Genomic DNA, 11,830 nt, shown 5'->3' on the forward strand with positions numbered 1-11,830 from the left:
ATGCTAATGCAATCGAAAGCTGTTAGCTGACCCGCCTGATGAAGACACAAAATACGGCGATTTATCGCTGTTTCCTTTGAAGACTGGAATACACAATGCGCGTTGCAATGATTGGCACTGGCTATGTCGGCCTCGTATCCGGAGCCTGCTTTGCCGATTTCGGCCACGTAGTCACCTGCATCGACAAGGATGCGAGAAAGATCGACGCCCTGAACAATGGCGAGATCCCGATCTACGAGCCGGGCCTTAAGGATCTGGTGGCAAAGAACGTCCGGGAAGAACGCCTATACTTCACCACCGACGCCAGCGAAGCGGTCCGTAAAGCCGATGCCGTCTTCATCGCCGTGGGAACGCCCGCCCGCCGGGGCGACGGTTATGCGGACCTGACTTACGTCTATGATGCCGCTCGTGAAATCGCCGGTTTGATCGAAGGGTTCACGGTCATCGTCACCAAGTCGACCGTGCCGGTCGGCACCGGGGATGAAGTGGAAGCGATCATCCGGGAAACCAATCCGGATGCGAAATTCGCGGTCGTCTCCAATCCGGAGTTCCTGCGCGAAGGTGCTGCCATCAGCGATTTCAAACGGCCGGACCGGGTCGTTGTCGGCACCGACAGCGAGGAAGCCGCCAAGGTCATGCACGAACTCTACCGGCCGCTCTACCTCAACGAGACGCCGATCGTCGTCACCCAACGCCGGACGTCGGAACTGATCAAGTATGCCGCGAACGCCTTTCTTGCCGTCAAGATCACGTTCATCAACGAGATTGCCGATCTTTGCGAAAACGTTGGCGCCAATGTCCAGGAAGTCTCCCGTGCAATCGGTCTCGATAACCGGATCGGCGGCAAGTTCCTGCACGCCGGACCCGGCTACGGCGGCTCCTGCTTTCCCAAGGATACCCTGGCCCTTTCCAGAACCGGTCAGGACGCGGGAGCGGCGCTGAAAATCGTCAATGCGGTCATCGAAGTGAATGCTGCACGCAAGAAGAAGATGGCCGACAAGGTCATCGATTTCCTGGGCGGCGACGTGGCCGGCAAATCGATCGCCCTGCTGGGCCTCGCCTTCAAGCCCAACACCGACGACATGCGCGACGCCCCGTCCATCGATATCGTTGCCAAGCTCCAGGAGGCTGGCGCGACCGTTCGGGCCTACGACCCCGCCAGCATGGAAGAAGCTGGGCACATCATGAAGGACGTCTTGTTCTGTGACGGTCCGTACCATGCCATCGAAAACGCCGACGCGCTGGTGATCGTCACCGAATGGGACCAGTTCCGGGCGCTGGATCTGGAGCGGGTCAAGGCAACGTTGAAGTCACCGAACATCATCGATCTGCGCAACATCTACGACACTGATGACATGCGGGAGCGCGGCTTCAACTACACAAGCGTGGGCCGCGCTTACTAGATCGCACAAAGCGCCTGAGGGTCTGCTCCCTCTTGGCTTCGCGTGAATTTATCTCTCCAACGCCTCCCCGCCACATGGCGGGGAGGCGAAATTAATTGACTGGTCTATAAATTTTCCGCCAGACCGGCATTAACCCTTTGTAAACCTTTCACTGGCGCAACCTGGAAGAGAAAACTAGATTTAAAAGCAGACAACTATTTCGTATTGCGTATTTAAAGAGTGTCTGCCATGTCTCAGGAAGCTGTTCCCTATAAGGCGGAGCCCAAGACCGCGAATGGACGGCCTAACGCCGCAAAGTCCGACACGCCGGTCCGGTTCTCAGAGGCTCGATTTCCGAAGTCGCAATTGCGCGGCCTTAACATCCGCCGCTCTCTGGCCGGCCTCACCCCCGCCCCGTCGATCATTCGCCGGATTATCGCAAGCAATCAGGAGATACCGGGGGCAGACGTCAACGGTGTTCCACCGACCGATTTCAAGGGCGGGCCGACAAAGGCGGGGCATGCGCTCAAGCGTACAGTCGACATTTTCGGTGCTTCGGCTGGCCTCGTCTTCCTTGCTCCTTTGTTCGTCCTGACAGCGGTAGCGATCAAGGCAAACAGCCAGGGGCCGGTGATCTTCCGGCAAAAGCGCCATGGCGCCAACGGAACCACATTCGAGATCTACAAGTTTCGAACAATGTATGCGGAAAATTGCGACCATTCAGGCGTCAGGCAGACGATCGAAAACGATCCGCGCGTGACCCCGATCGGACGTTTTCTACGCCGAAGCAATTTCGACGAGTTGCCTCAGCTGATCAATATCCTGCGCGGAGAGATGTCCCTGGTTGGGCCGCGTCCGCATGTTCCGGGCATGCTGGCCGCCGGCGTCCCTTACGAGGAACTGGACACGCGCTACATGCGCAGGCACGAGGTCAAGCCGGGCCTGACCGGCCTTGCCCAGGTCAATGGCTACCGGGGCGAAACCACGACCCGTCATGCCGCCCTGATGCGCCTTGAATTTGATCTGGCCTACCTGGAACGCCGCTCCGTCCTGCTGGACTTCAAGATCATTCTCCGGACCGTCACGCAGGAATTCTTCAAGGGTAGCGGATACTGAGGCCGGCGAAGAAACCAACCTAACCGACGAGCTTCATCAGCCGCAGAAAGGCCAGTTCGTAGCCCTGTATTCCGCATCCCGCGATCACGCCGTCCGCGCGCAGGGACACATAGGATTTGTGTCGGAACGGCTCGCGCTTGTGCACGTTCGTGATGTGGATTTCGAACACCGGAAAATCGCAGGCGTTCAGCGCATCCAGAATGGCAACCGACGTATGGGTGAGCGCCGCCGGATTGATAATCAGGCCGCAGGCGCATTCGCGTGCTTCGTGGATCCAGTTGATCAGCTCGTATTCGGCGTTGCTTTGATGGAACCTCAACTCGGCGCCGTGTGCATCTGCAAGAGCACGGCAATTGGCTTCCACATCGCCCAAAGTTTCATGGCCATAGATGGCGGGTTCCCGCTTGCCCAGCAGGTTCAGGTTGGGGCCGTTCAGAACATAAACGATTTTCGACACGACAAACCTCCTCCGGAATAGCGGTCGTATGGATTGTGGACGGCCGGATAATGACGACCGGGCGGCGGCGTCCTTTAGACATGACTCGCCGATTGTTTTCCAGATGCAAGACTACGGGCAGAACGGGAAGTACCAGCTCCCTCAGCCGACGCTGGCGTTCTGATCGGCCTCCGAACCGCCTGGTTGCTGCCCGCCCTGCCAGATCTTCTGACGGTTGCGGATCTCGCGCGGCGCCGGGCCGAAATAGGTGGAGGTCTTGATGAAATCCCGCGGATGCAGGATCACGCTCGACACCCGCTGATAAAGAGCCTTGGCGGAGATCGGCTTGGACAGCAATTCATGGACGCCCAGGCGGCGCGCTTCGACAATCCGGCTCCGCTCGGTATGGGCGGTCACCATGATGATCGGAATATAGGCGAAGGGATTGTTGGGACTGCGGATCATGCGCACCATGTCCGCTCCGTCCAGGATCGGCATGACCCAGTCGAGGATCAGGATATCCGGATTGGCACGGTCCATCGCTTCCAGGCCCGATGCGCCATCTTCGGCTTCGACAATGCGTCGGGCGCCGAAACCCTGCAGCATAGTCCGCAAGATGGTGCGCATGTAGGCACTGTCTTCAACCAGCAAAAATGTCAGCGAGGCAAGATCGAGGCTCACCATTTTTCTCCAGTTTGTACCGGCAAGCTGACAGAAAAGTCTGAAAAGAGGGTTAGTGAACCGAATTCACGGAAAAATGGCCGACCGACACCGAAAATCGCCTTTGATACGGATATATAGTCATTGGCCACACTGCCGAGATTGCTCCGGTCTTCCAATCAGCGGAGTAATCAGGAGACACCCGCGAATGAAACGGCAAACAAAAACATATTTTACCTTACGGTAATATTGACAATAATTCATACTGCGCGACGACCGTTCTTAACCTGCCTTTTAAGGGTGCGGTGTAAATTTTCGACACGCTGGGGTGTAAGTTCAACCTCTCATTTGTCGGCGGGTGTATAGATGTCGAGCAGACAAATTCCGAAAAGTCCGGATAAGCCGCTACCCTTTGTACAGCCCCCTCGTACGCCCGGCGCCTATATGCCGCTGAAGGCAAACTTCCTCCTGCTGTCAGGCATCGCGCTGGTGTTGATAGCAGCCACGATGATTATCGGAACCATGTTCGGCTGAGAACACAGAGCGCCGCGGCAGCCAGTTCCGTCTACGAACCGTTTCGGCTTTGCGAGTGCGGCCGCTCTTCTTCGGGCAGGTCATCATCTTCAAGAATGCGCCACTTGGCCCCTTCCAGATCATCATACTGACCGCTCTTCAGGCTCCACAGGAACGCGCCCAATCCGAGGAGACCAAGGAAAAGCGCGATCGGGATCAGATAGATCAGAACGTCCATTTGGCCATACCCTGTTATTCCGCCCGGCTGTCCGGAAGCTTTTCGCCCCAACGAAGTCTGAGCGCATTTGCCGTCACGGCGATGGAGGAAGCCGACATGGCGACGGCTGCCATCAGCGGCGTGACGAAGCCGGCAACGGCCACAGGCACAGCAATGACATTGTAGAGAGCTGAAATCCAGAGGTTCTGCTCGATCGCCCGACGGGCTTTTTTCGAAATCCGAAGGGTATTTGCCACCGGGGCCAGGCGATCGCCGAGAAAGACGGCATCCGCGGCGGTCTGGCTCAGGTGAACCGCCGTCACGGGGGACAGGGAAACATAGGCGCCCGCAAGCGCCGGGGCGTCGTTGAGACCATCCCCCACCATCAGCACCTTGCGGCCGGCGGCCTTCAGTTCGTCCAAACGGGCAATCTTGTCGCCGGGACGCACCTCAGCCTGCCAGTGTTCGATACCGAGTTCTTCCGCGGCCTCCCTCACCGCGTCCTGCCGGTCGCCGGAAAGGATCTCCAGCAAATAGCCCTGCGCCTTCAGGTCGGCGACGGTTTCGACAGCATCCGGCCGCAGTTTCTGACTGATCGGCAACAGCCTGGCCGGTTCGCTTCCCCACCGGACCGCCAGCAGCGATACGCCCGGATGCTGTGTCAGTACCTTGTGGACCTCGGCATCCTCAACGCCGCAAAACGCCGGACTGCCCAGGCGCAGCGGCTCACCGCCTACCGAGGTCTCAACGCCGGCCCCCGCAGTCTCCGTCACATGATCGAAAGGCACCAGCGCGCCGCTTGCCTGGACCAGTGCCAGAGACAACGGGTGGCGGCTCGATAGCGCCAGACGCCCGGCCAGATGGAGCAGATCGTCCTCCATAGATCCGGCTTCCAGAAGCCGGGGTTCGGCGGACGTGAGCGTTCCGGTCTTGTCGAAGACGATCGTGTCCGCATCCGCCAACCGTTCGATCGCATCGCCTGCATTCAACAACACACCGGAGCGGAACAATTGGCCCGACGCGACCACCTGAACCGCGGGAACGGCCAGCCCGAGCGCGCAGGGACAGGTAATGATAAGCACCGAGATGGCGATCACCAGCGACGGCTGCCAGCCGAAACCCGCCAGCCACCAACCGATGAAGGTCAGCGCCGCAGCGCCATGCACCAGAGGCGCGTACAGCCGGGCGGCCCTGTCGGCGATACGGACATAGGTCGACTTCGCCTGCGCCGCCGCTTCGAGGAGACGGTTCACTTCGTCCAGCAACGTGGCTCCGGAGGCCGCCCTCACGCGCACCTTCAGCGTCCCGTCGCCATTCAGGGTCCCGGCATAGACGTCCGCCCCCTTGCGGACCGGCATCAGAATACTTTCACCGGTCACCAGGCTTTGGTCGATTTCCGACACGCCTTCTTCAACGACACCGTCGACCGGAACCCGTTCGCCGGCGGTGACCAGGACCAGATCGTTTGGCTGCACCTTGGACAGGGGAATTTCTCGGACGCTGCCGTCCGCACCGATGCGGGCGGCGACCTCTGCCTTCAGGGCGGCAATGTTTTCGGCAAAGGAACGGGTCTTGCCGCGCATGTTGTGATCGAGGTAGCGGCCGACCAGCAGAAAGAACAGGAGCATCACCGCAGATTCAAAGTAAACCTCATGCTGATGCTGCATGGTCTGGACGACGGACAGGATGACGGCCAGAAGCACCCCGATCACGATGGGCACGTCCATGTTCATCCGCCCCGCCTTGAGCGCAGAGATCGCGCTCCTGAAAAACGGCCTGCCCGAATAGGCAACTGTCGGCAAGGCGATCAGCGCCGAGATCCAGTGGAAGAAATCCCGTGTTTCCGGGGTGATATCCGTGACGTTTCCCGCCCAGACGGAAACGGACAGGAGCATGATGTTCATGCCCGCGAAACCGGCGACGGCAAGCGCGCGCAGCAATTCCCTGCCATGCCGGTCCAGCCGTTCCCGCTGACTTGCCGGGTCGAACGGATGGGCCTTGTAACCGAGCCGGGACAGGGCCGCGACAATATCATCGGCGCCGGTTTCCTCGCGGACCCAGTCGACGGCAAGTCTCTGATTGGTCAGGTTGACCCGGGCTTTCCGGATGCCCGGCAAGCGGGAGAGCCCGCGTTCGATCTCGCCCATGCAGGCGGCGCAGGTGATGCCTTCCACAGCGAGGTCCATGTGGACGGCGCCATCCTCCGCCGGAGTTACAAAGGCATCCCAATCGCGCATATGGACACTCACTAGCGCCTCGCCGCAGTCTTTAGGTCAGTCCTTGAGGAACAGACGGTTTTCGGAACGGAACACCTGCTCTTCGCCACTTCTGGCCTCCAGGACCAGATACCAGTTTCCAGCCGGTACATCCGAAAGATCGGCACTGTATCGGCCGGAACCCTGATCCTCCAGCATGACGGAAATACTTCCGTCATGCGTCGGGTGCTGCAAGGTTGCGGAGAAGGCGAGACCGGTGAGTGGCGCCTTTGTCTTGTCCAGAGCGGACACCTCCAGATGGGCAGCCGCTTCCGAAGTCCTGAACAATCCGGCATCCACCTCCCAGCCTCGCGCGGCCTGCTCCTTGGCGGTCGCGATAGACTGGTTGTAGGCCTGGCTCGCCGTGTAGGCGCTGTCCACCGTAACGCCGGGGAAGGAGGTCTCGGCAAGCCAGACGAGGACGCCGTTGGCGGCGAAGATAACGCCGAAAAAGCCGAACAGCCATAAGAGCATCGTCTTCCCGGTAAACGTCTTCGGCTGTTGCATGCCGGATCCTGTCGTCATTTCACTCTCCTGAAACGCGCTTGCTAGACCATGTCGCGTTCATTCGCATTCACGAGACATGGTCTCTCTAATTGTTGACGCACCTCTTATTGCGAAAAACCGGTATCCACTTTTTCGCGACGTGCTTTAGGGCGCCTTGAAGTAGTCTTGCGCGGTCACGACCTCACCCATAACCGATTCCGTCAGGCGGAACGTCACGGGCGTGCTCGCAGGCATCTTAACACCCGGGGGCGACGTGACCAGGATGCGCACTTCACGGGTCGTGTCCGGATCGACCCCGATGATCGGGCGGTCCGCGAAGACCGTATCGATACCGACGGCTTCCACCTTCGTGCCTGCAGGCATGCCTTCGACATGCAGCATGAAATGGCGCTCAAGCGGGCGTTTGTTCAGCAGGCGTACGGTGTAGCCGTTGCGCACCGAACCGTCGGACTGGGTGACAAAGATCGGGTTGCGGTCGTGCAGGACATTGATGCCGGCAAAATCGCGGGTCAGCAGCGCAAACAGCATGATTGCACCGACGACAGCTATGACAGCCGCATAGACCACCGTCCGCACGCGGACGATTTCGTAGACCGAATCCTTGCCGTCGATCCGGCGCTGAATGTTCTCGTCCGTATCGTAGGCGATCAGGCCGGTCGGCTTTCCGATCTTGGTCATGACGTTGTCGCAGGCATCGATACACAGGCCGCACTGGATACAGTCGAGCTGCAGCCCCTTGCGAATGTCCACACCCGTCGGACAAACGTGTTCGCACTGGTGGCAATCGATACAGTCGCCGGCCGGAAGCCCCTTGAGAGCCAGCGCCTTGTTCTCCTTGAGCGATCCACGCGGCTCGCCCCGGTCCCAGCGATAGGTGACGTTCAGGGCCTTTTCATCCGTCAGCGCCGCCTGGATCCGCGGCCAGGGGCACATGTAGATGCAGACCTGTTCACGCATATACCCGGCAAGAAGATAGGTCGTGGCCGTCAGGATGCCGATCCACAGATAGGCACTCCAGGGCGCCTGAAAAGTGGCCAGTTCGTAGACGAGGGTCGGTGCGTCGGCGAAGTAAAGCACCCAGGCACCACCGGTCCACCAGGCGATCATCAGCCAGAAGAAATGCTTGATGACCCGGCGGACGATCTTGTTGACCGACCAGGGCGCCTTATCGAGCGCGATCCGTTCGCGCCGGTCGCCTTCCACCTTGCGTTCGACCCAGAGAAACAGGTCGGTCCAGACAGTCTGCGGGCACAGATAGCCGCACCACACGCGCCCGGCGACGGCGTTCATCAAGAACAGGCCCAACGCGGCAAGAATGAGGAGCCCGGTGAGGTAATAGACCTCCTGCGGCCAGATTTCGATAAAGAAGAAGTACGCGCGACGCGCTTCCAGATCGATGAGAAGCGCCTGTCCCGGCGCATCCGGTCCGCGGTCGAAGCGAACGAAGGGGAGAAAATAGTACAGCCCAAGGGTGATGAAGAGGATCACCCATTTGACCGTGCGGAACTTGCCGTGCACGGCCATGGGGAAGATTTTTTTCGCTGAGGCGAACCATTCGTCCGGCTGCTCAGCATTGGCAGCTTCGGTCTCGGCGGTCATGCCGTCCGTCCTTCTTGTTCCGGATCCCGCCCCAAAGGGATCCTCGCGTCCTCCGGGCCGGATTGCCGCCGGCCCGGTTCTCTCTCTTATGTTTTAAGTATAATCCGGCGCAGGACCGTGTCCTTTGCGCCGGATCAAATTCGGCTTGAAAAGCCGTCGTCTTACTGACCGCCCCCGAAGGAGTGGACGTAGACTGCGAGCGACTTGATCGTCGCCGGGCTCAGGCGATCCACCCAGGCCGGCATGACGCCGTGACGGGGTGAGTTGACCTGTGCCTTGATGTCGTCAAGCGACTTGCCATAGAGGTAGTTCGCAGACATCAGGCTCGGCGCCCCGGTTTCCTGGATCCCTGTCAGATCCTCACCGTGGCAGGCCGCGCAATTGTCCGCGAAGACAGTTTCGCCAGCGGCCAGGTCAACCCCTGCTTCCGGCTCGAGACCAACCTTGGAAGCGACGAAGTTCGCCACCTGATCGATCTCTTCCTTCGTCAGCAGTTCATCCCTGCCATAGGCGGGCATTTCCGCGATCCGGGACTCATCGTGGCCGGAACGGATACCATAGAGCAGCGTGGTCTGGATTTCGTCCAGAGTTCCGCCCCAGATCCAGGAGTCGTCCTGAAGGTTCGGATACCCGACCGCCCCGGTGCCGCCGGAACCGTGACACGGCGCGCAGTTGTCGCCGAATGCGGCCTGACCGTTTGCCGAGGCAAACTCCAGCAGGGCCGGCGTGCTCAGGATGTCCTCGAACGACGCGTTGACCAGCTGATCGCCGAGGTGAGACCGGTCGGCAATTGCCTGGTCATAGGTGGCAATCGCATCGGCCCGCTGGCTATCGCCCAGCACACCCTGGGTATAGCCGGAAATCAGCGGCCAGGACGGGTACACCACCCAGTAGCCGATCGCCCACACGATACACGCGTAGAAGAGGTACAGCCACCATTTCGGCAGTGGGTTGTTGAGTTCCTTCAGGCCGTCCCACTCGTGACCAGTGGTTTCGACGCCTGAGATTTCATCGATTTCCTTTTGATGGATATCGGCCATGGATCAGTCCTCCCGAAACGGGATCTGGGCGGCATCGTCGAAGGTCTTGCGATTCTTCGGCCAGAGTGCATAGGCAAGCACGATACCAAACAGGATCATGAAGTAGATAAGGCCCCACGTTTGTGCAAAGGCCGCGACTGCGGTGTATGTCTCGTCCATTGCCTTACCTCAGGTTTGCCTTGTCGTCGTAGATCGAGAAGTCGACCAGCGTGCCGAGCATCTGGAGATAGGCGACGATCGCGTCCATCTCCGTGACTTCGTCCGGGTTGCCGTCGAAGTCGCGCACGATGGCCGTCGGATACCGTTCCGTGAATGCGTCAGACGCATCGGTGTCCGGTTTCGCCTGGGCAAGAATGTCCTGCGCGGCCGCTTCGATCTGATCCTCGGAGTAGGGAACGCCGATGATCGCGTTGGTCTTCAGGTGAGCGGAGATGTCACGCGTGTTCAGCTTGGTTTCCTTCAGGAAGGGGTAACCCGGCATGATCGACGCGGGAACGACCGAACGGGGGTCGATCAGGTGACCGACATGCCAGTCATCGGAGTACTTGCCCCCGACGCGGGCGAGGTCCGGCCCGGTCCGCTTGGATCCCCACTGGAACGGATGGTCGTACATCGACTCCGCTGCCAGCGAGAAATGGCCGTAACGCTCCAGTTCGTCACGCATCGGACGAACCATCTGCGAGTGGCAGAGATAGCAGCCCTCGCGGATGTAGATGTTACGACCGGCCAGTTCCAGCGGCGTATAAGGCCGCATGCCCTCGGTCTTTTCGATCGTGCTCTTCAGGTAGAAGAGCGGTGCAATCTCGACCAGGCCGCCGATGGCGACCATCACGAGAATGCCGATCAGGAGGACGATCGAGTTCTTTTCAAGGATTTGGTGTTTAGCCCATACAGACATTTCGTGTCCTCCCCCTTATTCGGCCGCGGCCAGGGAGCCCGCTGCGGTGGCTTCGGCTTCTTCAGCCTCGCCGTGGCGAACGGTCATCCAGAGATTGTAGGCCATGATCAGGGCGCCGACCACGAACAGGGCACCGCCGAGAGCACGGATGATGTAGAAGGGGTGCATCGCCTCAACGGTTTCGATGAAGGAATACTCCAGGAAACCGAGCTGGTCGTAGGCACGCCACATCAGGCCCTGCATGATCCCGGACACCCACATGGAGCAGATGTAGAGAACGATGCCGATCGTGGACAGCCAGAAGTGCCAGTCCACCAGCTTCAGCGAGTAGAGGCCCCGCTTGTTCCACAGCCACGGGATGAGGCAGTAAAGCGCACCGAAGGAGATGTATCCCACCCAGCCGAGCGCACCGGAATGAACGTGACCGATGGTCCAGTCCGTGTAGTGCGACAGGGAGTTGACCGAGCGGATCGACATCAGCGGACCTTCGAAGGTGGACATGCCGTAGAAGGCAACGGACACCACCATCATACGCAGGACCGGATCCGTGCGGAGCTTGTCCCAAGCGCCCGAAAGCGTCATCAGGCCGTTGATCATACCGCCCCAGGACGGCATCCACAGGATGATGGAGAAGGTCGCGCCCAGGGTCGACGCCCACTGCGGCAGAGCCGTGTAATGCAGGTGGTGAGGACCGGCCCAGATGTAGATGAAGATCAGAGCCCAGAAGTGAACGATCGACAGCCGGTAGGAATAGACCGGACGGTCAGCACGCTTGGGCACGAAGTAGTACATGATCGCCAGGAAGCCCGCGGTCAGGAAGAAGCCCACCGCGTTGTGGCCGTACCACCACTGCACCATGGCATCCTGCACACCGGACCAGACGATATAAGACTTGGTGCCGAACACCGAGACCGGAACGGTCGCGTTGTTGACCAGGTGCAGCATGGCGATGGTCACGATGAAGGCAAGGTAGAACCAGTTGGCCACATAAATGTGGGGCTCCTTGCGCTTCCACAGCGTGCCGAGGAACAGGAACAGGTAAGCGACCCAGACGATGGTCAGCCAGAGGTCGGCATACCATTCCGGTTCGGCGTATTCCTTGGATTCCGTCACACCGAGCAGATACCCGGTTCCGGCGATCACGATGAAGACGTTGTAGCCGATGATGACGAACCACGGCAGGATCTTGCCCGGCATGCGCGCCCGG

At 59.8% G+C, this 11,830-nt stretch carries 12 protein-coding genes; 2 read left to right on the forward strand and 10 right to left on the reverse strand.

Annotated elements, in window-relative coordinates:
• Positions 1 to 95: 95 nt before the first annotated feature.
• A complete protein-coding gene (locus ABIN98_RS26090) occupies positions 96 to 1,403 on the forward strand; it encodes a UDP-glucose/GDP-mannose dehydrogenase family protein (protein ID WP_346914683.1) in 1,308 nt (435 codons plus the stop codon).
• Between the two features lie 228 nt (positions 1,404 to 1,631).
• Positions 1,632 to 2,498: a sugar transferase gene (locus ABIN98_RS26095; RefSeq protein ID WP_346914685.1), complete on the forward strand. Its 867-nt coding sequence runs from the start codon at positions 1,632 to 1,634 to the stop codon at positions 2,496 to 2,498.
• Positions 2,499 to 2,517: 19 nt separating this feature from the next.
• On the opposite strand, the gene aroQ is transcribed toward ABIN98_RS26095, so the two are convergent.
• The 10 genes from aroQ to ccoN all read right to left on the reverse strand — a co-directional run.
• Complete coding sequence (gene aroQ, locus ABIN98_RS26100; protein WP_346914687.1) at positions 2,518 to 2,955, reverse strand: type II 3-dehydroquinate dehydratase; 438 nt, start codon at positions 2,953 to 2,955, stop codon at positions 2,518 to 2,520.
• Between the two features lie 141 nt (positions 2,956 to 3,096).
• On the reverse strand, positions 3,097 to 3,618 hold the full coding sequence (locus ABIN98_RS26105) for a response regulator (protein WP_346899255.1): 522 nt from the start codon (positions 3,616 to 3,618) through the stop codon (positions 3,097 to 3,099).
• Between the two features lie 541 nt (positions 3,619 to 4,159).
• Complete coding sequence (gene ccoS, locus ABIN98_RS26110; protein WP_346914691.1) at positions 4,160 to 4,345, reverse strand: cbb3-type cytochrome oxidase assembly protein CcoS; 186 nt, start codon at positions 4,343 to 4,345, stop codon at positions 4,160 to 4,162.
• A 14-nt stretch (positions 4,346 to 4,359) separates the two neighbouring features.
• A complete protein-coding gene (locus tag ABIN98_RS26115) occupies positions 4,360 to 6,561 on the reverse strand; it encodes a cation-translocating P-type ATPase (protein ID WP_346914693.1) in 2,202 nt (733 codons plus the stop codon).
• Positions 6,562 to 6,597: 36 nt separating this feature from the next.
• Positions 6,598 to 7,104, reverse strand: coding sequence for a FixH family protein (locus tag ABIN98_RS26120; RefSeq protein ID WP_346914695.1), 507 nt, complete (start codon positions 7,102 to 7,104; stop codon positions 6,598 to 6,600).
• Positions 7,105 to 7,230: 126 nt separating this feature from the next.
• A complete protein-coding gene (gene ccoG / locus ABIN98_RS26125) occupies positions 7,231 to 8,685 on the reverse strand; it encodes a cytochrome c oxidase accessory protein CcoG (protein WP_394701628.1) in 1,455 nt (484 codons plus the stop codon).
• 161 nt (positions 8,686 to 8,846) lie between these two features.
• Positions 8,847 to 9,725, reverse strand: a complete 879-nt coding sequence (gene ccoP / locus ABIN98_RS26130; RefSeq protein WP_346914697.1) for a cytochrome-c oxidase, cbb3-type subunit III — start codon at positions 9,723 to 9,725, stop codon at positions 8,847 to 8,849.
• Positions 9,726 to 9,728: 3 nt separating this feature from the next.
• A complete protein-coding gene (locus ABIN98_RS26135; protein WP_346899265.1) occupies positions 9,729 to 9,884 on the reverse strand; it encodes a cbb3-type cytochrome c oxidase subunit 3 in 156 nt (51 codons plus the stop codon).
• Between the two features lie 4 nt (positions 9,885 to 9,888).
• Positions 9,889 to 10,623 carry a cytochrome-c oxidase, cbb3-type subunit II gene (gene ccoO, locus ABIN98_RS26140; protein WP_346914699.1) on the reverse strand — a complete coding sequence of 245 codons (735 nt, stop codon included), beginning with the start codon at positions 10,621 to 10,623 and terminating at the stop codon, positions 9,889 to 9,891.
• A 15-nt stretch (positions 10,624 to 10,638) separates the two neighbouring features.
• Positions 10,639 to 11,830 (reverse strand): cytochrome-c oxidase, cbb3-type subunit I (ccoN, locus tag ABIN98_RS26145; RefSeq protein ID WP_346914701.1); only part of this gene is annotated, 1,192 nt, incomplete at its 5' end.

Source organism: uncultured Roseibium sp. (assembly GCF_963675095.2).
Taxonomy (GTDB): Bacteria; Pseudomonadota; Alphaproteobacteria; order Rhizobiales; family Stappiaceae; genus Roseibium.

What these genes read in the sequence shown, in the direction of transcription:
- ABIN98_RS26090 (WP_346914683.1), top strand. Translation starts at nt 96, where the DNA reads ATGCGCGTTGCAATGATTGGCACTGGCTATGTCGGCCTCGTATCCGGA.
- ABIN98_RS26095 (WP_346914685.1), top strand. Translation starts at nt 1,632, where the DNA reads ATGTCTCAGGAAGCTGTTCCCTATAAGGCGGAGCCCAAGACCGCGAAT.
- ABIN98_RS26105 (WP_346899255.1), bottom strand. Translation starts at nt 3,618, where the DNA reads ATGGTGAGCCTCGATCTTGCCTCGCTGACATTTTTGCTGGTTGAAGAC.
- ccoS (WP_346914691.1), bottom strand. Translation starts at nt 4,345, where the DNA reads ATGGACGTTCTGATCTATCTGATCCCGATCGCGCTTTTCCTTGGTCTC.
- ABIN98_RS26115 (WP_346914693.1), bottom strand. Translation starts at nt 6,561, where the DNA reads ATGCGCGATTGGGATGCCTTTGTAACTCCGGCGGAGGATGGCGCCGTC.
- ABIN98_RS26120 (WP_346914695.1), bottom strand. Translation starts at nt 7,104, where the DNA reads ATGACGACAGGATCCGGCATGCAACAGCCGAAGACGTTTACCGGGAAG.
- ccoG (WP_394701628.1), bottom strand. Translation starts at nt 8,685, where the DNA reads ATGACCGCCGAGACCGAAGCTGCCAATGCTGAGCAGCCGGACGAATGG.
- ccoP (WP_346914697.1), bottom strand. Translation starts at nt 9,725, where the DNA reads ATGGCCGATATCCATCAAAAGGAAATCGATGAAATCTCAGGCGTCGAA.
- ABIN98_RS26135 (WP_346899265.1), bottom strand. Translation starts at nt 9,884, where the DNA reads ATGGACGAGACATACACCGCAGTCGCGGCCTTTGCACAAACGTGGGGC.
- ccoO (WP_346914699.1), bottom strand. Translation starts at nt 10,623, where the DNA reads ATGTCTGTATGGGCTAAACACCAAATCCTTGAAAAGAACTCGATCGTC.